Source organism: Micromonospora sp. DT228, from assembly GCF_049841595.1.
In the GTDB taxonomy this organism is placed as follows: Bacteria; Actinomycetota; Actinomycetes; order Mycobacteriales; family Micromonosporaceae; genus Micromonospora.
This window is the reverse complement of the sequence record NZ_JBNCKO010000009.1, coordinates 18,390-38,547: the sequence shown is the minus strand read 5'-3', so window position 1 is coordinate 38,547 and position 20,158 is coordinate 18,390. Positions and strand designations below refer to the sequence as shown.

At 72.3% G+C, this 20,158-nt stretch carries 17 protein-coding genes; 5 read left to right on the top strand and 12 right to left on the bottom strand.

What is annotated here, in order from left to right:
• Window positions 1-13: 13 nt before the first annotated feature.
• The 4 genes from ACLQ29_RS19350 to ACLQ29_RS19335 all read left to right on the top strand — a co-directional run bounded on the left by ACLQ29_RS19350 (window position 14) and on the right by ACLQ29_RS19335 (window position 4,257).
• Window positions 14-1,030, top strand: coding sequence for an acetylxylan esterase (locus ACLQ29_RS19350; protein WP_425772901.1), 1,017 nt, complete (start codon window positions 14-16; stop codon window positions 1,028-1,030).
• 256 nt (window positions 1,031-1,286) lie between these two features.
• Complete coding sequence (locus ACLQ29_RS19345) at window positions 1,287-2,471, top strand: cellulose binding domain-containing protein (protein ID WP_425772900.1); 1,185 nt, start codon at window positions 1,287-1,289, stop codon at window positions 2,469-2,471.
• A gap of 152 nt (window positions 2,472-2,623) precedes the next feature.
• Window positions 2,624-3,037 (top strand): YciI family protein, encoded by a 414-nt coding sequence (locus tag ACLQ29_RS19340; protein WP_425772899.1) that lies wholly within the window; start codon window positions 2,624-2,626, stop codon window positions 3,035-3,037.
• Window positions 3,037-4,257, top strand: a complete 1,221-nt coding sequence (locus ACLQ29_RS19335; RefSeq protein ID WP_425772898.1) for an RNA polymerase sigma factor — start codon at window positions 3,037-3,039, stop codon at window positions 4,255-4,257. Before ACLQ29_RS19340 ends, ACLQ29_RS19335 begins: the two co-directional genes overlap by 1 nt.
• Before the next feature lie 105 nt (window positions 4,258-4,362).
• On the opposite strand, the gene ACLQ29_RS19330 is transcribed toward ACLQ29_RS19335, so the two are convergent.
• The 12 genes from ACLQ29_RS19330 to ACLQ29_RS19275 form a co-directional block, all read right to left on the bottom strand.
• Window positions 4,363-5,805, bottom strand: a complete 1,443-nt coding sequence (locus tag ACLQ29_RS19330) for an endo-1,4-beta-xylanase (protein WP_425772897.1) — start codon at window positions 5,803-5,805, stop codon at window positions 4,363-4,365.
• A 368-nt stretch (window positions 5,806-6,173) separates the two neighbouring features.
• Window positions 6,174-6,635, bottom strand: coding sequence for a MaoC family dehydratase (locus tag ACLQ29_RS19325; protein WP_425772896.1), 462 nt, complete (start codon window positions 6,633-6,635; stop codon window positions 6,174-6,176).
• 17 nt (window positions 6,636-6,652) lie between these two features.
• Window positions 6,653-7,801: an acyl-CoA dehydrogenase family protein gene (locus ACLQ29_RS19320; RefSeq protein ID WP_425772895.1), complete on the bottom strand. Its 1,149-nt coding sequence runs from the start codon at window positions 7,799-7,801 to the stop codon at window positions 6,653-6,655.
• A gap of 50 nt (window positions 7,802-7,851) precedes the next feature.
• On the bottom strand, window positions 7,852-10,638 hold the full coding sequence (locus tag ACLQ29_RS19315) for an AAA family ATPase (protein ID WP_425772894.1): 2,787 nt from the start codon (window positions 10,636-10,638) through the stop codon (window positions 7,852-7,854).
• A gap of 63 nt (window positions 10,639-10,701) precedes the next feature.
• Entirely contained in the window at window positions 10,702-11,313 is a 612-nt protein-coding gene (locus ACLQ29_RS19310; RefSeq protein ID WP_425773093.1) for a TetR/AcrR family transcriptional regulator, read from the bottom strand.
• 94 nt (window positions 11,314-11,407) lie between these two features.
• Window positions 11,408-11,542: a hypothetical protein gene (locus ACLQ29_RS19305; protein WP_425772893.1), complete on the bottom strand. Its 135-nt coding sequence runs from the start codon at window positions 11,540-11,542 to the stop codon at window positions 11,408-11,410.
• Between the two features lie 251 nt (window positions 11,543-11,793).
• Complete coding sequence (locus ACLQ29_RS19300) at window positions 11,794-13,080, bottom strand: ABC transporter substrate-binding protein (protein ID WP_425772892.1); 1,287 nt, start codon at window positions 13,078-13,080, stop codon at window positions 11,794-11,796.
• An 82-nt stretch (window positions 13,081-13,162) separates the two neighbouring features.
• Window positions 13,163-14,260, bottom strand: a complete 1,098-nt coding sequence (locus ACLQ29_RS19295) for a branched-chain amino acid ABC transporter permease (protein ID WP_425772891.1) — start codon at window positions 14,258-14,260, stop codon at window positions 13,163-13,165.
• The gene (locus tag ACLQ29_RS19290) at window positions 14,257-15,135 is read right to left on the bottom strand and encodes a branched-chain amino acid ABC transporter permease (protein ID WP_425772890.1); all 879 of its coding nucleotides are present in this window, start codon (window positions 15,133-15,135) and stop codon (window positions 14,257-14,259) included. Before ACLQ29_RS19290 ends, ACLQ29_RS19295 begins: the two co-directional genes overlap by 4 nt.
• Window positions 15,136-15,164: 29 nt before the next feature.
• Window positions 15,165-15,887: an ABC transporter ATP-binding protein gene (locus ACLQ29_RS19285; RefSeq protein ID WP_425772889.1), complete on the bottom strand. Its 723-nt coding sequence runs from the start codon at window positions 15,885-15,887 to the stop codon at window positions 15,165-15,167.
• On the bottom strand, window positions 15,884-16,669 hold the full coding sequence (locus tag ACLQ29_RS19280) for an ABC transporter ATP-binding protein (RefSeq protein WP_425772888.1): 786 nt from the start codon (window positions 16,667-16,669) through the stop codon (window positions 15,884-15,886). The genes ACLQ29_RS19285 and ACLQ29_RS19280 overlap by 4 nt, the downstream gene beginning before the upstream one ends.
• A gap of 137 nt (window positions 16,670-16,806) precedes the next feature.
• Window positions 16,807-17,697: an alpha/beta hydrolase family protein gene (locus ACLQ29_RS19275; RefSeq protein WP_425772887.1), complete on the bottom strand. Its 891-nt coding sequence runs from the start codon at window positions 17,695-17,697 to the stop codon at window positions 16,807-16,809.
• A gap of 184 nt (window positions 17,698-17,881) precedes the next feature.
• Between ACLQ29_RS19275 and ACLQ29_RS19270 the strand changes: the two genes are divergently transcribed.
• On the top strand, window positions 17,882-20,137 hold the full coding sequence (locus ACLQ29_RS19270) for a catalase (protein ID WP_425772886.1): 2,256 nt from the start codon (window positions 17,882-17,884) through the stop codon (window positions 20,135-20,137).
• Window positions 20,138-20,158: the final 21 nt, after the last annotated feature.

Below are 20,158 nucleotides of genomic sequence, written 5' to 3'. Positions count from 1 at the left end.
CCTGCGAGGACCCGTGCCCCACGCCGCCGCCCTGCTCGACGAACTCCAGCGGTACGCGCCGGAGCTCGTCGAACCCGACGACTTCGACACGTTCTGGCGCGACACCCTCGCCGAGGCGACCGCCCGGCCGGTCCTCGTCGACGTCCGTCCAGAGCCCACCGACCTGCGGCTGCTCGACACCTGGGACGTCACGTTCGCGGGCTTCGGCGGCGACCCGGTCCGGGCCTGGTACACCCGCCCCGCCGGGGCGTCGGGGCCACTTCCCGCCGTCGTCGAGTACGCCGGCTACGGCCGTGGTCGCGGCCTGCCCCACGAGCGTCTGACCTGGCCCACGGCCGGGTACGCCCACCTGCTGATGGACAACCGGGGCCAGGCCGGCCAGTACGGCGCCGGGGACACCCCCGACCCGCACGGCGCACCCGGCGGGCCCTGGCCGGTCACCTGGGGGATCCTCGACCCGCGCCATTATCACTACCGGCGTCTGATCACCGACGCGGTCCGGGCGGTCGAGGCGGTCCGCGCGCTGCCGGGGGTCGACGGCGCCCGGGTCGCCGTGGTCGGCAACAGCCAGGGCGGCGGACTGGCGCTGGCGGTGGCCGGCCTGGTCGGCGACCTTCGCGCGGTGCTGACCACCGCCCCGTTCCTGTGCGACATGCGGCGGGCCGTCCAGCTCAGCGAACCCGCGCCGTACGGCGAGATCGCCCGCTACCTGGCCGTGCACCGGGAGGCCGAGGAGGCGGTGTGGCGCACCCTGTCCTACGTCGACGGGGTGAGCTTCGCCAGGCGTGCGACCGCCCCGGCGCACTTCGGGATCGGGCTGCGGGACACCGTCTGCCCGCCCAGCACCGGCTTCGCCGCCTACAACCAGTACGCCGCGGCGGCTCGGCCGCCGGTGCCGCCCGCGCGGGAGATGCACGTCTACCCGTTCAACGGTCACGAGGGCGGCGAGGCCGTGCACGTCCGACGTCAGCTGCGCTGGCTCGGCTCGATGCTGCGCCCGGCCGGACGGCTGCCGACCCACAACTCATAGTCGGACACCGATCTATTGCCGGTGTTAGCGATAACACGTTAAGGTGCGTCAGGCGAGGTGCAGGGCACACTTCCGCCACTCATCGGTCTGTCTCCTCCGACCACCGATGACACGTGTCAGCGCCACGACCACCAGTGCGGATGTCCGGGTTCTCTGTCGTTTCCCGCAGCCCACTCCCCCGCGTACCGCGTCCTGGCGGCGACCGTCTTCCCGGTGGCCGCCGTCGTCGCGCACCCTCACCACCAGAGGAAGTCCCATGAGCAGTGCAACGCTCGGCCACCCCGTCCCTCCGCCACCCACCGCCACCGCGACGACGCCGAGGCCCCGACGAGCCCGCCTGTGGTGGGCGGCCCTGGCCGCCGTCGCGGCCGTGGCCGCGGCCGTACCGATCGCGACCACTCCGGCCAACGCGGAATCCAACGGCGGCGTACGCGTCATGCCCCTCGGCGACTCGATCACCGACGGGTTCAACGTCCCGGGTGGATACCGGATCGAGCTCTGGCAGCGGTTCACGGCCGGTGGTTACCGGATCGACTTCGTCGGCTCCCAGTTCAACGGCCCCGCCAGCCTTGGCGACCACGACCACCAGGGCCACTCCGGATGGACCATCGCCCAGATCGACGCCAACGTCGTCAACTGGCTGCGGGCCACGAATCCCCGGACCGTGCTGCTGCACATCGGCACCAACGACATGTACGGCGACACCTCCGGCGCCCCGGGCCGGCTGGCCACCCTCGTCGACCGGATCACCACCACCGCCCCGAACGCGGACGTGTTCGTCGCGACGATCATCCCGAAGTCGGGCGCGGACAACGTGGTCCGCGGGTACAACGCGGCGATCCCGGGGATCGTGCAGACCAGGGCCGCCGCCGGCAAACGCGTCCACCTGGTCGACATGTACCGCGCCCTGACGCTCAGCGACCTGGCCGACGGGGTGCACCCCAACGCCACCGGCTACCGCAAGATGGCCGTGGCCTGGTACGACGCGCTCCGGTCGGTGCCCGGCAGCATCGGCGGCGACACGCCGCCGACCACCGCACCACCGACCACCGCGCCACCCACCACCGCGCCACCCACGACGCCGCCGCCCACCACGCCGCCACCGACCACCCCGCCCCCCTCCGGCGCGTGCCGTGTCACCTACTCGGTCAACGCCTGGGGCAACGGGCTCACCGCGTCCGTCTCGGTGGCCAACACGGGCAGCACTCCGGTCAACGGTTGGGCGCTGGCGTTCACGCTGCCGAGCGGGCAGACCATCACCAACGGCTGGAATGCCAGCTACTCCCCGTCGAGCGGGGAGGTGACCGCGCGTAACGTCTCCTACAACGCGACGATCGCGCCGAGCACCTCGGTCGACGTCGGCTTCCAGGCCACCCACACCGGCAACGCGGGCCGGCCGTCCGCGTTCACCCTCAACGGCACCGCCTGCGCCCTCGCCTGATGATGCTGTCGCGGGGGGGGGGGGGCCCCCCCCCCCCCCCCCCCCCCCGCCGCGGCGAGAGATCATTGGGGCGCCGTGTCGATCCGCGGGCCGCTCGTTCGACATGGAGGTGCGAGGGCCGGGAGGCGGCCCCGCCGGACGAGGAGAACGCGATGTCGAAGTACATGCTCATCATGCGGGGCACCGACGAGACGAACGCGGCCATGATGGCCAACATCGACGAGGCGATGGCCGCGACCGGCCGGTTCATCGAGGAGATGATGGAGGCCGGTGTTCTCGTCGCGGCCGAAGGGCTGGACGATCCGGGCCGGGGCGTCGTGGTCGACTTCAGCGGCGAGGCCCCGGTGGTCACGGACGGGCCGTACGGCGAGACCAGGGAACTGTTCGGCGGCTACTTCCTGCTCGATGTCGCCACCCAACAGGAGGCGGTCGAGTGGGCCAAGCGGTTCCCGGCGCTCGAGTGGGCGAAGCGGTTCCCGGCGGGCCGCGGGTCCAAGATCGAGGTCCGGCGGGTGGCCGAGCCCGACGAGGTCCCGCACGGCAGCGAGAGCAACGGCCAGATCTGATGGGTACGGCCGACGTCGAGGCCGTCTGGCGGGTCGAGTCGGCCCGGATCGTCGCCGCGCTGACCCGGTTCACCGGCGATTTCGGGCTGGCCGAGGACGCCGCGCAGGAGGCGGTGGCCGAGGCGCTGGTGTCGTGGCCGCGCGCCTCTCCGGCCAACCCGGCCGGCTGGCTGATGGCCACGGCCCGGCGGCGGGCGATCGACGCGATCCGCCGCCGGGTCGCCCTCCAGGACCGCTACGCCCTGCTGGCGGCAGACCCGACTGTCGACTCGACGGTCGACGACAACGTTGATCCCGACCGGATCGACGACGACGTCCTGGCGTTGATGTTCGTCAGCTGCCACCCGGTGCTCTCCCCCGAGGCCCGGGTGGCGCTGACCCTGCGCGTGGTCGCCGGCCTGTCCAGCGAGGAGGTCGCCCGCGCGTTCCTGGTGTCCGTGCCGACCGTGCAGGCCCGCATCACCCGGGCCAAGAAGACGATCGCGGCGGCCGGGGTGCCGTTCGAGCTGCCGCCGGCCGGTGAGCGTCGACAACGCCTGGGCGGCGTGCTCCGCGTCCTCTACGTGATCTTCACCGAAGGGTCGACAGCCACGTCGGGCGAGCGGCTGTTGCGCCCCGACGTCGCGTACGAGGCGGTCCGGCTGACCCGTACGCTCGCGGCGCTGCAACCGGACGAACCGGAGGTGCACGGCCTCCTCGCGTTGTGCGAGCTGACGGCCGCGCGCTTCCCGGCCCGGACCGGCCCGGACGGCGCGCCGGTCCTGCTCGCGGATCAGGACCGCAGGTTGTGGGACACCTCGGCAATCCGCCGCGGGCTGGCCGCGCTGGCCCGGGCATCGACGCGCGGCCCGTACGGCGTGCAGGCCGCGATCGCCGCCACCCACGCGGCGGCACCCTCGGTCGAGGAGACCGACTGGGACCGGATCGTGGTGCTCTACGAGGCACTCGGCCGGGCCGCGCCCTCGCCGGTGGTCGAGCTCAACCGGGCCGTCGCCGTGGCCATGGCCTCGGGTCCGGCGCAGGCCCTGGCCATCGTGGACGAGCTGGTCGCCGCGAACCGGCTCCCCGGCTCCCATCTGCTCCCGACCGTACGCGGTGAGCTACTGACCCGCCTCGGCCGCCGACCGGAAGCGCGTACCGAGTGGGAGCTGGCGGCCCGGCTCTGCGCCAACAACCGCGAACGCTCGGTGCTCCTGGCCAAGGCCGCCGCGCTGAGCTGACGTCTCCCACCTGGCGGGCCGTTGGACCCACCGATCCGGTTTCGGCCTGGGCGGACGAAGGCGGCGACGAGTTGCGTCGCCGCCTTCGTCCGCGTGTGGTGCCGCTCAGGAGGCGGTGCAGGAAAGCACCTGTGGGCGCGTCCAGTTGCCGTTGGCCATCGTGGTGAAGCCGAAGACGTTGCCGCTGCCGTTCGACCGCATCGTCATGACGTTGCCGCTGCCGTCCCAGCTGGGGCTGCCGTTCCAGGTGGCGGACACCTTCTGTGGCGGGGTGACGGCCACCACGACGCTCCAGTTGCTCGCCCCGCTGACGGTCACCTGACTGTTGAACCGGTCGCCCCATCGGGTGCTGTCCTGCAGCGTCGCGCTGCAACCGCCGCCGGGCGGAGGCGTGGTGGGCGGAGCGGTGGTCGGCGGGGCCGTGGTCGGCGGGGCCGTGGTCGGCGGAGCGGTGGTCGGCGGCGCCGTGGTCGGCGGGACACTTGTCGGCGGGGCCGTCGTCGGCACCGCGGGGCCGTTGTTCAGCGCGGCGAGCACCGCGTCATAGGCGGCCTTCTTGGAACCGTTGCTGTTGAACAGCAACGGCGTCTGCGAGGCCAGCCACGAGTCACTGTCGCGGATGCCCCACACCGTGATCCCGTTGCAGCGGGGCACGGCCATGCAGTCCTCCACCACGCTGCGGTAGGTGTTCGCCGGAGCGCCCTGGATGTCCAGCTCGGTGATCTGCACGTCCACACCCAGAGCGGCGAAGCTCGACAACGTGGTGCGGTAGTTGCTCACGTACGGCGAGTTGTTGTTGAAGTGCGACTGGAAACCCACGCAGTCGATCGGCACGCCACGGGCCTTGAAGTCCCGCACCATGTTGTAGACACCCTGGGTCTTCGCGTGCGTCCAGTTGTCGGTGTTGTAGTCGTTGTAACAGAGCTTCGCGTTCGGATCCGCCGCGTCCGCCGCCCGGAACGCCGCCTCGATCCAGTCGTTGCCCGTGCGCTGCAGGTTCGAGTCGCGGCGACCCCCCGAACTGCCGTCGGCGAACGCCTCGTTCACCACATCCCACGCGACCACCTGACCCCGGAAGTGCGTGGCCACCTGCGTCACGTGGTTGAGCATCGCCTGTCGCAACGCGCTGCCACTCATGCTCTCCATCCAGCCCGGCTGCTGCGAGTGCCACGCCAGGGTGTGACCCCGCACGCTCATGCCCCGGCTGCGCGCGTGGTTGACGATCTGCTCCGCCGCGCCGTAGCTGAACCGACCCTGCTGCGGCTCGGTCGCGTTCATCTTCATCTCGTTCTCGGCCGTGACCATGTTGAACTCACGGTTCAAGATCGTGGTGTACGCGTTGTCGCTCAACCGGCTCGCGGCCACCGCGGTGCCAAAGTAGCGACCCTTCTCGGCGGCGGACGCGCCAAGTGTGGTTCCGGCGCTCGCCGTGGTCGGCAGGAACGCGGCACTTGTCGCGGCGAGTAGCGCCGCGGCGGCGAGGACGATAGCCGTACGCGCTCGTGGGCCCGCCGGTGGGCGGGTGTCCCCGTGGCACCTCTCGGTCATGTCTCTTCCTTCCGGTGGGACCCGGGATGGGGCGTCTGACGCCGCACCCCGGCGGGTGGTGGGGTATCGGGTCGAGACCACGCACGCCGGGGCGCCTGGGAAGAGGCGCGAGCCCTCGATCATTGACTCCGATGGATGTGGAGTATGTCAGCGCCGCTGATCGACGAGCAACAGTTTCCGGAAGTTTTACGAGACCTTCAGGGTGCCGTTCATCTGCCGAGAAGACAGCCGTCCAGGTGGGCGGCCATTCGGCCGGAACGCGATGTGGTGAGCCGACGAGTAAGGCGGAGCGGCGGAGATGGGAGAGCCGCAAGTTCCGGAACTTCTCCGCAAGGCAGAGCCCGCCGCAACGACGAGCTAGGCGATCATCAACTCGTCGCGCGGTAGAGCCGGCTGACGGTCTCCGCCACACAGACGGGCTTGCCGCCGCTGTCGCTCTCCACGGTGACCGTCGCGACCACCTGCACGCCGCCGGCCACCGGGGACACCTCGGCGATGGTGGCCGCGGCCCGGACGGCGGCGCCGACGCGCACCGGAGCGGGGAAACGCACCCGGTTCAGCCCGTAGTTGACACCCATCGCCACCCCCTCCACCCGGTAGAGTCGGCCGGCCAGCGCCGGCAGCAGCGACAGCGTCAGGTACCCGTGGGCGACGGTCCCGCCGAACGGCCCCGCCGCGGCCCGGACCGGATCGAGGTGGATCCACTGGTGGTCGTCGGTGGCGTCGGCGAAGAGGTCGACCCGGCTCTGCTCGATCCGCTCCCACGGACCGGGCCCGAGGGTCTCGCCGACCGCGCTGGCCAGTTCCTCGAACGAGCTGAAGACTCTCATGGCAGGTCTCCCGGAGACTAGAAGGCGTTGACGCCGGTGAGCGCGCGTCCGATGAGGAGTTGCTGGATCTGGCTGGTGCCCTCGTAGAGGGTGGCGACCCGCGCGTCACGCAGGTACTTGCCGACCGGATATTCGTCGATGTAGCCGTACCCGCCGAAGACCTGGACCGCGTTGTTGGCCGCGCGGACGGCGGCCTCGCTGGCGAAGAGCTTGGCCATCGACGCCTCGGCGGCGAACGGCTGGTCCCGGTCGATCAGGTCGGCCACCTGCCACACCAGCAGCCGGGCGGCGGCGGTGTCCACGGCGATGGCGGCGAGCAGTTGTTGGACGAGCTGGTGCCCCGCGATGGGCTTGCCGAACTGGGTGCGCTGCCCGGCGTAGCCGACCGCCGCGTCGAGGCAGCCCTGGGCGATGCCGACGCACCCGGCCGCCACCGACATCCGGCCCTTGGCGAGGGTGGCCAGGGCCAGCCGGAACCCGCCGCCCTCGGCGCCGAGGCGGGCGGTGTCGGGCACGCGTACCTCGTCGAAGCCCAGCTCGCCGGTGGCCTGACCGCGCAGGCCCAGCTTGCCGTGGATCTCCCGGCGGACCAGCCCCGGGCTGTCGGTGGGCACCAGAAACGCGGTGATGCCGCGGTGCCCGGGGCCGCCGGTGCGGGCGAAGACCAGCGCGACGTCGGCGGTGGTGCCGTTGGTGATGAACGTCTTCGTGCCGGTGAGCAGCCAGTCGGTGCCGTCGCGGACCGCGCGGGTCCGCAGCGCGGCCGCGTCCGAGCCGCTGTCCGGCTCGGTCAGCGCGAAACAGCCGAGTGCGGTGCCGGCGCAGAGTCGGGGCAGCCACTCGGCCCGCTGCTCGGGCGAGCCGTGGGCGGCGATCGACTTCGCGACCAGGCCGAGCGAGACCGAGACGATGCCGCGCACCGCCGAGTCGCCCCGGCCGAGCTCCTCCAGGACCAGGCAGTACGCGAGGTGGTCGCCGCCCGAACCGCCGTCGTCCTCGGCGATGGTCAGCCCCAGGAAGCCCAGGTCGCCGAGCATGCCGACGATGGCGGGGTCGACCGACTCCCGCCGGTCCCAGACAGCGGCGTGCGGCACCAGCTCACGGTCGGCGAATTCGGCGGCCACCTGGCGGACCGCGGCCTGCTCGGTGGAGAGGGTGAGGTCCATGGCCATCAAACTAGCGGTGATAGTTTAGGCCGTCCAGAGCGGACCCCCGGTCATCGGTCGGAGGCCAGCCCGGCGTGCCGCTCGCCCGCGAACGCGCGGGCCAACTCGGTCCGCGAGCGGATGCCGAGGCGGTGGAACACGTTGCGCAGGTGATGGTCGACCGTGCGGATCGAGAGAAACATCCGGGCGGCGATCTCCCGGTTGGTGGCGCCCTCCGCGACCAGCTCCGCGATCCGCAGTTGCTGGCCGGTCAGCAGCCGCGCCGCCGGCAGGTCCGGCGGGCCGACCGACTCCCCGGCGGCCCGCAGCTCGGTGGTGGCCCGCTCGGCCCAGCACGCCACCCCGAGCAGACTGAACATCTCCCGGGCCTGGTGCAGATGCGTACGCGCGTCGCGCGGGCGTCGGCTGCGCCGCAACTCCTGGCCGAAGAGCAGCTCGGTACGGGCCAGCTCGAACGTGCCGGCCTCCGCCGGGTGCAGCCGCAGCGCCACCTGGAAATGGTGTTCCGCCTCGACACTGCCCCGGGGTGCGAGCAGCGCGTGACACCGGGCGGACAGGGCCCGGCGCAGCGGGCTCGCCGTGCCGCTGGCCCATCTGTCGAACACGGTGAGCGCCGCCGCGGCCGCCGGTCGGTGTGCCAGGTGCGCCGCCGCCTCCACCAGATACGGCGTCGCCATCACCTGCACCAGGACCTGACCGCGACCGGTGCCGAGCCGAGCCAGCGACGCCAGCCGGTCGGCGGCCTCGGCGTGCCGTCCATCGATGAGGTCCAGCACCGCAAGTGCCCACCCGGCGAGCGCGTGCGGACGGCTGCCCGGCGTCGGCGACTCACCGATCTCACGGATCTGCCGCAGACTGGTGTCGCGGTCGGCCCTTATCGCGGCGAGCACGGCGAGCATGCCCAGGTGGATGTTGGCGCAGTTGACCTGAGCCGTGGCGCGGGCGACCCGCAACCCGTCGCGGGAGGTCTCCGCCGCCGCCTCGTGCCGGCCCTGCCAGTACTCGGCGACCGCCCGCAACTCCAGCGCCCGGGGCAGTGTGGACACCTCGCCCCGATCCCGGGCCAGCGCGACGGCACGCTCGGCGAGCCGGTGCGCCGCGCCGTCCACGGCGACCACCAGGCCGGCCGCCGCCGCACAGGTGAGCGCCGTGGGGGTCAGCGCCGGCCCGTTCAACCGGGCTCCCAGGACGACGGCGCGGCGTAGCGTGGGGCCGGCCCGCTCGTGGTCGCCCCGCAGGGTCGCCGCCACCCCGGCGACAAAGCTGCCCATCAGCTCCATCGCCGGCGGGTCGGTCGGCCGCCGCAGGGCCAGCGCCCGCCGGCCGACCTCGGCGTACCGGTACTGGTCGCCGGCGAAGCAGACGGCCTCGCCGGCGCGTACCAGCCCGGACAGCGCCAGGGCACGGTCGGTGTCGGCCACCGCCGTGGCCGCGGCCAGCAGTCGGGCCGAGGCATCCGACGCCGCACCGCACCGCAGCTCCAACTCCCCGCGCAGCAGGTCGGCGCGGGCCCGCACCTCCGGGTCCGTGGACACCGCGCGGAGGCGGTCGAGCAGCAGCCGGGCCGTCTCGGGTTGCCCGCCGACCCAGGCATAGTGGGCGGCGCTCAGCAGTCGGGCAGCCGTCTGGGTCGGATGATCGCTGAGTTCGGCGGCCCAACGCAGGGCCGCCGAGGCGGCGGCCCAGCCGCCGGTCCCGCCCGAGGCCGCCTCCTCCAGCTCCACGGCCAGCGCCGGATCGGTGCCTGCCGCGGCGGCGGCGAGGTGCATCGCCCGGCGCAGCCGCTGCCCGTCGGCGACCAGCACCGCGGCGAGCAGCCGGTGTGCGGCGCGGCGCGCGGCGAGTGGCGCACCGGCCGCGATCATCGTGCGGACCAGCGGCTGGGGGAAGGTGACGCCCTGTGGCTCGACGCGGACCAGGCCGGCGACCTCCGCCGGGGCGAGCGCCTCGATCTCGGTGCCGGCGGCCGCGGCGGCCCGGATCAGCGTGCCCGGCGCGCCGTCCTGGTCGAGCGCGGCGAGCAGCAGCATCCGCCTGGTGTCCGGCGGCAACCGGTCCAGCCGGGCCCGGTACGCGCGGCCCAGCGCGCCGTCCTCCGGCGGCGCGGCGGGCAGCGGCTCCTCGCCCCGCCACTGTGCCGGGCTGAGCACCTCGGCGAGGTCCACCAGGGCCTGCGGATTGCCGCCGCCGATCGCGGCCAGGGCGGTCACCACCGACGCGGCCGGCTGCTCGGGTAGCCGGTCGGTGAGGATGGCGACGCTGCTGCGCGTGTCGAGCGGCCGGAGGCGGTGCGCCGGTATCCCGTCGACAGTGACCGCGACGTCCGCGGTGAGCAGGACGACGACCGGTAGCTGCCGCAGCCGGCGGGCCACGAAGGCCAGCACCTGCGCGGTCAGGGGGTCACCCCGGTCGACGTCGTCCATGGTGACGAGCAGCGGGCGGTCCCGTGCCGCCTCGGCGAGCATCCCGAGCACCGCCATCGACAGGGCCAGCCGACGGTTGTCCGGGCAACCGTCCCCGCCCAGTGCCCGCCGGAGCAGGTCGCGTTGCGGCGTCGGCAGGGCCGTGGCGTGGTGTGGCAGCGGGTCGAGCAGCCGTTGCAGACCCGCGTACGGCAGCGCGGCCTCCTCGGCCAGCCCGCTCGCGGCGAGCACCGTGCAGCCCTCGGCGTGGCGGTGGGCGTAGCCGACAAGCGCGGTGCGGCCCGAGCCCGGTTCGCCGTGCAGCAGCAGGGCACCGCCGCCGTTGGTCACGCCGTCGAGCAGGCGCCGGACAGCGCGGCATTCGTCGTCCCGGCCACGCAGCACGGTTAGTTGCACTCTCGATGCAGTAACCATGCATGAAGTGTCACCTATTGGTAACCGAATGGAAAGAGTTGGCGAAATCGGGCCGAGCCGGAATCAGCCGGCCGCGACCTCGGCCAGCAGGGCGCCCACCGTCCGGGTCATCACGGCGCGCGCCTGGTCCACGCCCAGCCCGAGGCCGTAGCGCAGCATCGACCAGGCCTGCCACGTGCTCGCCGCCACCAGGGCGTTGCGCAACTGCTCCCGCTCCGGCCCGGCCGCGTCCAGCTCGACGGCGAAGAGCTCCTCGACCTCGTCGCGGACCCGTTGGATGTGCTTGAGGCGGTTGCGGTGCAACTGCTCGGAGACCGGCTCGCGCATCTGGGCGGCCCGCGCCGACGCCGCGATGAGCTGGAGCAACCGGGCCCGCTGCCGGCAGTACGCGTCGACCCGCTTCGCCAGCGGCAGCCCGGGAGAGATCGGCCGATGGGCGGCGTCCTGCTGCCGGAGCACCTCCGCGCCGCTGGCCTCGAAGAGCGTCTCCATGTCCTTGAAGTTGGTCCAGAGCGTCCGCAGCGAGATGCCGGCCCGCTCGGCGATGCGTTCCCCGGTCGGGCGCAGGTCCCCCTCGCCGATGAGCGCGAGGTGAGCCTCGACGATGGCCGCGCGGGTGCGCTCGGCCCGAGCGGTGCGCCCGTCGACCCGGCTCGCGACCTCGACCCCGTCCATCCGCCCCCGCCCTCTCACCGCCACGGCGTCTCCTGACGCACCGACAATTCTAGACAGGCGGTGATCAGCGGCCCCGGACCGACCGCCGGCGCGCTCATCCGGCTCGGCCGGTGCGCGAGACGCCACCGCCACCGACGACGACGCCGGTGACGATGGCGCTGCCGGTGACGATGGCGCTGCCGGTGACGATGGCGACGCGGCCCGCAAGCCGAACAAAATATGCATTCACAGTGCAGATATTAGGAGCGCTCAATGGCATCGGTCAACGCCTCGAAGACACCACGAAGCCGGCCGGGCGTGGTCACGCGCAACCACGCCCGGCCGGACACCCCTAGTGCCGATCTTGCAGTTTCGGTTGTCGATATGGTTGGAATGCCCCTTCTGCCGGGACAGAAAGTGCAAGATCGCGGGAGTACGGCGGTGCGGTACGGCGGTGCGGTACGGCGGCGCGGTACGGAGGCGCGGTACGGAGGCGTGGGCTCAGGAGACCGTGGGCACCCCGTTCGCCGGTGGCGCGGCCGGGGTGGCGGTGTACTCGTTGACCGGTCCGTCCGCCTCGTCGGTCTCGTACGCCGGCCCGAAGTAGCTCTGCACTCCCCCGCTCACCCGGCTCAGCCGATGACCGCCGTACCCGGAGTGGTCCTTGGTGGAGAAGCGCAGCGGCACCAGCCCGGGGCCCTGGAAGCCGCCCTTCTGCACGGCGTCCAGCACCTTCTCCCGGCTGAGGTCCTTGCCGGCGGCGAGCAACGTCTGCACGAAGAGGTAGCCGACCGACATGCCGTAGACGGTGTTGCCGTCGAACGGCGCGTCCCCGTTGTGCTCCTTGTTGATCTTCGTGAAGAGCTGGATCCACGGGTTCGCGGTGTCGTTCTGCATCGGCAGGTAGTTGGTGCCGACCATGCCCTCCAGGATCGGCGCGGCGGAACCGAGCTGCTTGGCCAGGGTCGGATAGTCGGCGCCGACGTTGGAGACCAGCCACTGCGCCTTGAAGCCCAGCCGCGCGGCGGTGCCGATCGACAGCGCGGTGAAGCCGGGCACGGTGGCGAGCACGATGACCTTGCACCCGGCCGCCTTGAACGCGCCGATCTGCGGCGCCACGTTCGTGTTGCTGGTGACGTACGTCTGCTTGACCGCCACCGTCCCGGCGCCGAGCACCTTCTCCACGCCGACCAGGCTGTCCCGGCCGAAGTCGTCGTCCTGCCCGAGGAAGCAGACCTTCTGGCCGGCCAGGTTCGCCTTCGCGTAGGTGGCCAGGATCTTGCCCTCGACCGTGTAGTCCGGGTTGAACCCGAACGTGCCCGGATACTTGTCCGGCTGGTCCCACGTGCGGCTGCCGGAGGCGACGAAGAGGTCCGGCACGCGGTTGCTCTTGAGGAAGTCGAGCACTCCGCTGTGCGTGGGCGTGCCGAGACCGTTGAGGACGGCGAAGACCTTGTCCTGGAGGACGAGCTGACGGACCACCTGCTGGGTGTTGGCCGGGTTGTAGCCGTCGTCCATGATCTTGTAGGTGATCTTCCGGCCGTGCACGCCACCGTTGGCGTTCACGTAGTCGAAGTACGCCTTCGTCGCCGGGGCGATCTTCGAGTAGCCGGCCGACGCCGGCCCGGTGAGCGGCATGTGGGTGCCGACGACGACCTCGGTGTCGGTGACGCCCGGCACCGACGCCCCGCCGGGACCGGAGCCGTCGTCACCACCGCAACCGGCGGCGGCGGCCAACAGGGCGATGGTGCTGGCGATCGCGAGACCACGTTGTGCCAAACGGTGCATGGAGAACACCGACCTTTCTCGGTCCGGTTCGGGGAACGGTGTGGGTGGTGGTGCGCCCGACCGGGGCCGGGCGTGGAGCAGCTCAGGAACGCCGGGCCCGCAGGCGCCGACCAAGACGCGACAGCAGCCCCTGGATGCCACCGGGTGCGGCGATCATGACGACGATCAGGGTGAGGCCGAAGATCGCCAGCGGCAGGTTTCCCTCCAGCCGCTGCGCCACCGCGGGCGAGAGCGTGAGCAACTCGGTCGCGGAGTGGGTGAGGTCGGGCAGGGCGACCAGCAGGATGGCCCCCCAGAGCGCGCCGGTGAGCCGACCCAGGCCGCCGATCACCACCGCCATCAGCAGGAACAGCGACAGGGTCAGCGAGAACGCCCCGGGTGAGACGCTCTGCGCGAGCACCGCCAGCAGCGCCCCGCCGAGTCCGGCGGTGGCGGCGCTGACCACGAATGCGAGGACCTGGGTACGGGCCACGTGGATGCCGGCCAGGCGGGCCGCCACCTCGTCGTCCCGAACCGCCCGGAAGGTACGCCCGTACCGGCTGCGGGTCAGGTTGGCCAGCAGCAGCAACGCGAGCAGGGTGGCCGCGCCGGCGAGCCAGAGCTGCCACCGCTCGTAGGGGAAGTACGGGCCGAGCGACAGCGGCGGCGGCTCCACCGGCACCGACAGCCCCTGCTCGCCGTTGAAGACGCCGTCGAAGGTGACGGCCAGCGCTGGCACGACGACGGCCACCGCGAGGGTCACCCCGGCCAGGTAGGGACCGCGCAGCCGGGCCGCCGTAACCCCGACCACCGCCCCGACCGCGACAGTGCTGACGATCGCCGCGCCCAACGAGAGCGGCAGCAGCCAGCCGCCGGTCATCCCCCGGTCCGCGAACGCGTTCTGGCACAGCGCCAGGGTGTACGCCCCGGTGGCCATCAACGCGCCGTGGCCGAGCGACAGTTGACCGTTGAGTCCGGTGAGGACGGTCAGCCCGGCGGTCGCGCAGAGGTAGGCGGCCACGGTGGCGAGCTGGAAGTTACGGAACGGCTCGACGGCGTAGCTGACCCCGACCAGCAGGAGCCCGACGACGAGCACGATCGCGAGGTGGCGCAGCAGGGTCGAGCCGCGTCGCCGGTCGACGGTGCGGCCCACGTCGACGAGCTGCTGTTTCGGCGGCGCCGCCGCCCTCGTGGCGCTCACACCCGCCTCGCCGCGACCGGGGCGAACAGCCCACCGGGCCGGACCAGCAGCACCGCCAGCAGCAGGACCAGCACCGCGAGCGGCGTGAGGTCGCTGCCGGCGTAACCGCTCACGTAGGAGAGCAGCAGACCCACCACCAGGCCGCCGACCACCGCGCCCGGCGGGCTGTCCAGCCCACCGACCACCGCCGCGGTGAACGCCGAGACGAACACGAGGTCCATCGCGTGCGGGTGCAGGCCCAACTCGGTCGGCAGGACCAGCATGGCGGCCAGCGCGCCCACCCCGGAGGCGAGTGCCCAGCCGAGGGTCAACATGCCACCGACGTTGACCCCGAGCAGCCGGGACACCTCCGGGGCGAAGGCCGCCGCACGCATCCGCAACCCCACCGGGGTACGCGCGAACATCCAGGCCAGGCCGCTGACCACCACCGCGATCGTGGCGAAGACGAACAGGTCGAACGGCGACAGCACGGCCACCCCGCCGACGGTGAGCGCGGACCTACCGAACGGCGCCTCGGCGGGACGGAACTCGTTGCCGTACACCATGCCCAGCACGGCCTGGATCAACAGCACCAGCCCGAGCGCGACGATCACGGGGTTGAGCGGTGAGGTGTGGTCGACGTGCCGCATCACGACGCGGTCCACGAGCGCGCCGAGCAGCAGGCCGGCGACGATCGCGACCACGAAGCCCAGCCAGTAGGAGCCGGTCGTGGCGCTGACCGTGTAGGCGACGTACGCGGCGGCGACGGCCATCGCCCCCTGGGCGAAGTTGACGACCCGCGCCGCCCGCCAGATGAGCACCAGGGCCAGCGCGAACGCGGCGTACACCGCGCCCCGGGACAGGCCGTCGATGGTGAGGAAGACGAAGCGGTCCAACAGTCCTCCTTCCGGGGACGAGGTGGTGGTCAGAAACCGAGGTACGCGTGGCGCAGGTCGACGTCGTCACGCAGTTGCTCCGCCGGTGCGGCGATCACCACCCGGCCGAGGGACATCACGACGCCCTGGTCGGCGACGGCGAGCGCGCTGCGCACGTTCTGTTCGACGAGCAGGACGGTCAGGCCGGTGCGGTCGCGTAGCTGGCGGAGCAGGGCCATGGTCCGGGCGACCACCCGCGGCGCCAGGCCGAGTGACGGCTCGTCGAGCAGCAGCAGGCGGGGTCGGCCGACCAGGGCCCGGCCGAGCGCGAGCATCTGCCGCTCACCGCCGGAGAGTTGGTGGCCGAGGTGCCGGCGGCGTCGGGCCAGCGGTTCGAAGAGGTCGTAGACCTCGTCGAGGGCACGCCGCGCGTCGGCCCGGTCACGGCGCCACAATCCGCCGAGGCGCAGGTTCTCGTCGACAGTCAGCTCACTGATCACGCCCCGCCCCTCCGGGACGTGCGCCATGCCGCGTCGGACGAGCTGCTCCACAGGCGTGCCGCGTAGGTCCTCCCCGGCGAGCAGCACCTGGCCGGCGGCCGGGCGGATCATGCCGGAGAGCGCACGCAGCAGGGTGGTCTTGCCGGCGCCGTTGGCGCCGACGACAGCGGCGATGGTGCCGGCCGGGACGGTGAGGTCGATGGCCCGCAGCACGGGCGCGGCGCCGTAACCGGCGACCAGCCCCCGCACGACCAGCAGGTCGGTGGCGGTCATGGGGAAACCTCCTCGACGGTGGCGCCGAGGTACGCGTCGGTGACCGCCGGGTCGTCGCGGATCTCGTCCGGGGTGCCGGCGGCGATGACCTTGCCGAAGTCGAGCACCACGAGCTCGTCGCAGACCGCCATCACCAGGTCCATGTGGTGCTCGACGAGCAGCACCGCACACGGGTCGTCGTCGCGCCGGGGCAGCTGCCGGACCAGCTCGGCCAACTCGGCGATGTCGTCGGCGCCGAGGCCACCGGCGGGCTCGTCGAGCAGCAGCAGCCGGGGCCGGGCGGCGAGCGCGCGGGCCAGGGCGACGCGCTGGCGTACCGCGAAGGGAAGCGTGGTCGGCGCGGCCTCGGCGTGCTCGGCGATGCCCAGGTCGTCGAGGATGTCCAGGGCGTGCCGACGCAGTCGGCGCTCGTCGCGGTCGCTCGCCGGCAGCCCGAGCAGCGCCGGGACGAAGCCCGCCCGGGCGGTGTGCGACGCGCCGGTCAGCACGTTCTCCAGCACGGTCAGACCGGCGAAGAGGCCGGTGCCCTGGAGGGTCCGGGCGATGCCGAGCCGGGTCAGCCGGTGCGGCCGGGGTCGCAGCGGCCGGCCGTCGAGGGTGAGCGAGCCCGTCTCCGGCGCGACGAACCCGCAGATCACGTTGAACAGCGTGGTCTTGCCGGCGCCGTTGGGCCCGATCACGCCCACCACCCGGTTGGGTGGGACCCGCAGCGAGACGTCGTCGAGGGCGGTGAGGCCGCCGAAACGGACGCCGATGTGGTGCAGTTCGAGGCCTCGCTCCATCACCCATCCCTCTGTCGTGGCGGGTGTTTATTTACACTCGCAGTGTACGTTTCTCGGGTATCGCGTCAAGACCTTCTATGGCCCTCGTCCGCACGCCGACGGGGCGGCCGCCACCGGCGACCGCCCCGCGACCACGCTCAGGAGCTGGGACAGGTGTTGCGGTACTCCTCGATCTGCGAGCCGCTCGGGCCGGGGCAGAGGAACTGCTCGTAGCGGGTGTCGTCGTCGACGAACCGCTTCAACCAGGCCACCATCTGCCGGGCGGTGGGCGTGTTCGTCGTCTGCGGGAAGAAGTGGCTCGCCCCGTTCAGCTCCAGGTACGCCTTCTCGGCCGAGGCCGGGATGCTGTTGTAGAACGGCACCGAGTGCGACGACACCGGCGCCACGGTGTCACTCTCCCCGCCGATGATCAGTGTGGGCACCCGCAGCTCGGACCAACTCTTGTCGGTGTTCCACGGTGCCAGCGGCACGGCGGCCTGCAACGACGGCCGCGACGAGGCCGCCTCCAGGGTGCCCCCGCCACCCATCGAGTGCCCGGCCACCGCGAGTCGACTGCTGTCGATCCGGGTACGCACCGAGCTGCGCTGGGTGAGGTAGTCGAGCGCGGCGAGAAGCTGCCGGCCCCGGCTGTCCGGCTGGTCCAGCCGGGTGTTGGTCTCGATGCCGATCACCACGAAGCCGTGCGAGGCGATGCGCGGTCCGAGCCAGCTGATGCTGGACCAGGCCGCGGTGTAACCGGGCGAGATGGCGATGGCGCCGAAGGTGCCCTCGCTGGTGCTTGTCGGGTAGTAGATGACGCCGCCGCCGAAGCCGGTGACGCTCAGCGACGACACGCTCTGCGACGCCGTGGCGAACGGGCCGCGGCTGGCCTCCAGGATCGAGGTGGTCGGGGCCGGGCCCCGCTCGTACGGGCCGGCGGCCTGCGCGGCGCCGGTCGGGCCGGAGAGAACGCCGCCGGCGACCAGGACGGCGGTCACCGCGAGCCGAGCTGCGACGGAACGGGGACGGGTGGTGGTTGGTGAGGACACGTCGGGCACTCCCTAGGGTCGAGGGAAATCGACGTACATGAGTTTTGGCCGGTCCGCCGGTCCGCGCATCGGCGAAATCACCAGTTCCGGCGCAGGTTGCCGGGATCGATGGTGTTTCGACCCTCTGACCAGGGGTAGCAGGGCTCTCGCCTGCCCGCACACGCTCCCTGGAGGGGTTCGTCACGTGGAAACAAGCAAGCCCGCCAAGGCGGTCAAGAACGCCGTGAAGACGGCCTCCGGCAAGATCGCCGACGCCCTCACCCCGGATGTCCCCGGCGCGCCGGGTAGCGCGCCACCGAGCGTCGAGGAGCCGACGACGCCACACGACCCGCTACCACCGAAGCCGGCGCAGGGGGCACCGCAGACGGGTACGCCGACCGGCGCCGAGACCGGCGTTCCGGCGACCGCGAAGGGGCAGCAGGGCGCCTACCTGACGACCGCGAACGGAGCGCGGCTGCGCGACACGGACCACTCGCTCAAGGCCGGGCCGCGCGGCCCGGTGCTGCTGCAGGACCACCACCTACGCGAGAAGATCACGCACTTCGACCACGAGCGCATCCCGGAGCGCGTGGTGCACGCGCGGGGCGCCGGCGCCCACGGGGTGTTCACCGCGTACGGCACCGCCGAGGCGGTCACCAGGGCCGGCTTCCTCAAGAAGGGGCGCGAGACCGACGTCTTCGTGCGCTTCTCCACAGTGCTCGGCTCGCGGGGTTCGGCCGACACGGTCCGCGACACCCGCGGCTTCGCGACCAAGTTCTACACCGACGAGGGCACCTTCGACCTGGTCGGCAACAACATGCCGGTCTTCTTCATCCAGGACGCGATCAAGTTCCCGGACATCATCCACGCCGGCAAGCCGCACCCGGACCGGGAGATCCCCCAGGCGCAGAGCGCCCACGACACCTTCTGGGACTTCGTGTCGCTGCACACCGAGGCGCAGCACCACACCATCTGGAACATGTCCGACCGGGGCATCCCGCGCTCGTACCGGACGATGGAGGGCTTCGGTGTGCACACCTTCCGCCTCGTCAACGAGGCCGGGGAGACGGTGCTGGCGAAGTTCCACTGGAAGCCCAAGCTGGGAGTGCACTCGCTGACCTGGGAGGAGGCGCAGCTGCTCGGGGGCATGGACCCGGACTTCCACAGGCGCGACCTCTACGACGCGATCGAGGCCGGCGCGTACCCCGAGTGGGAGCTGGGCATCCAGGTCTTCCCCGACACCCCGGAGGAGACCTTCGCCGGCGTCGACCTGCTGGACCCGACGAAGATCGTGCCGGAGGAGCTGGCCGAGGTACAGCCGATCGGGCGGCTGGTGCTCAACCGGACGCCGACGAACTTCTTCGCCGAGACCGAGCAGGTCGCCTTCCACCTGGGCCACCTGCCGCAGGGCATCGACGTGACGAACGACCCGCTGTTGCAGGGCCGGCTCTTCTCCTACGTCGACACGCAGCTCACCCGACTGGGCGGACCCAACTTCACCCAGATCCCGATCAACCGCCCGCACGCCGCCGTGAACGACATGCTGCGCGACGGCTTCCACCAGCACGCCGTGCACGCCGGCGTGGCACCGTACCGGCCGAACTCGCTCGACGGCGGCAACCCGTTCCCGGCCGGCGACGCCGAGCACGCCTTCGTCGACGTGCCGGTCACGGTGGCGCAGGCGCCGAAGGTACGGGCCAACCCCGCCTCGTTCGACGACCACTACAGCCAGGTACGCCTGTTCTGGTCGAGCATGTCGCCGGTGGAGAAGGACCACATCATCCGGGCGTACACCTTCGAGCTGGGCAAGTGCTACCACCAGGCGATCAAGGAGCGTCAGCTCCAGTGCCTGGCCAACATCGACCCGGTGCTCTGCGAGCAGGTCGCCACCGGGCTGGGTCTGCCCGCCCCGCAGCCGACGGAGCCGCTCGCCGACGTCACGCCCAGCCCGGCGCTGTCACAGGTCGGCCGGGAGTGGCCGAGTGACGGTCGGATGGTCGGCATCGTCGTCGACCCCGACGGCGACCTGGACGGCGTCGACGAGGTCCGGCGGGCCGTGTTCGCGGCCGGCATGGTGCCGCTGCTGATCGCCCCGCACGCTGGCGTGGTGGGCGGTATGCCGGTGCAGCGCACCTTCGCCACCGGCCGGTCCGTCGAGTTCGACGCGGTCCTGCTGGCCGGAGCGCCGGCACCCGCGCCGGATGCCGTCCCGGCCCGCGACGCCACGGCGGGTACGCCGGCCACCGTCGATCCCCGCGTGCTGCTCCTCGTCGAGGAGTCCTGGCGGCACGCCAAGGCCGTGGGCGCCTGGGGCGCCGGCGTCACGGTGCTGGAGCAGGCCGGTGTGGCCGGCACGCCCGGCGTCGTGACGGCGGGTTCCGGTCCGGAGGCGCTGGCGGCGGTGCAGCAGTTGATGGCCGCGCACCGGGTGTGGGAGCGGTTCCCCGCCACTGTCGCCTGACCCGTCACCAAGTTGCCTGTT

Excerpts from the sequence above, each read along its gene's own strand:
- ACLQ29_RS19345 (WP_425772900.1), top strand. The coding sequence starts at position 1,287 with ATGAGCAGTGCAACGCTCGGCCACCCCGTCCCTCCGCCACCCACCGCC.
- ACLQ29_RS19340 (WP_425772899.1), top strand. The coding sequence starts at position 2,624 with ATGTCGAAGTACATGCTCATCATGCGGGGCACCGACGAGACGAACGCG.
- ACLQ29_RS19335 (WP_425772898.1), top strand. The coding sequence starts at position 3,037 with ATGGGTACGGCCGACGTCGAGGCCGTCTGGCGGGTCGAGTCGGCCCGG.
- ACLQ29_RS19330 (WP_425772897.1), bottom strand. The coding sequence starts at position 5,805 with ATGACCGAGAGGTGCCACGGGGACACCCGCCCACCGGCGGGCCCACGA.
- ACLQ29_RS19325 (WP_425772896.1), bottom strand. The coding sequence starts at position 6,635 with ATGAGAGTCTTCAGCTCGTTCGAGGAACTGGCCAGCGCGGTCGGCGAG.
- ACLQ29_RS19320 (WP_425772895.1), bottom strand. The coding sequence starts at position 7,801 with ATGGACCTCACCCTCTCCACCGAGCAGGCCGCGGTCCGCCAGGTGGCC.
- ACLQ29_RS19315 (WP_425772894.1), bottom strand. The coding sequence starts at position 10,638 with ATGGTTACTGCATCGAGAGTGCAACTAACCGTGCTGCGTGGCCGGGAC.
- ACLQ29_RS19310 (WP_425773093.1), bottom strand. The coding sequence starts at position 11,313 with ATGGACGGGGTCGAGGTCGCGAGCCGGGTCGACGGGCGCACCGCTCGG.
- ACLQ29_RS19300 (WP_425772892.1), bottom strand. The coding sequence starts at position 13,080 with ATGCACCGTTTGGCACAACGTGGTCTCGCGATCGCCAGCACCATCGCC.
- ACLQ29_RS19285 (WP_425772889.1), bottom strand. The coding sequence starts at position 15,887 with ATGACCGCCACCGACCTGCTGGTCGTGCGGGGGCTGGTCGCCGGTTAC.
- ACLQ29_RS19280 (WP_425772888.1), bottom strand. The coding sequence starts at position 16,669 with ATGGAGCGAGGCCTCGAACTGCACCACATCGGCGTCCGTTTCGGCGGC.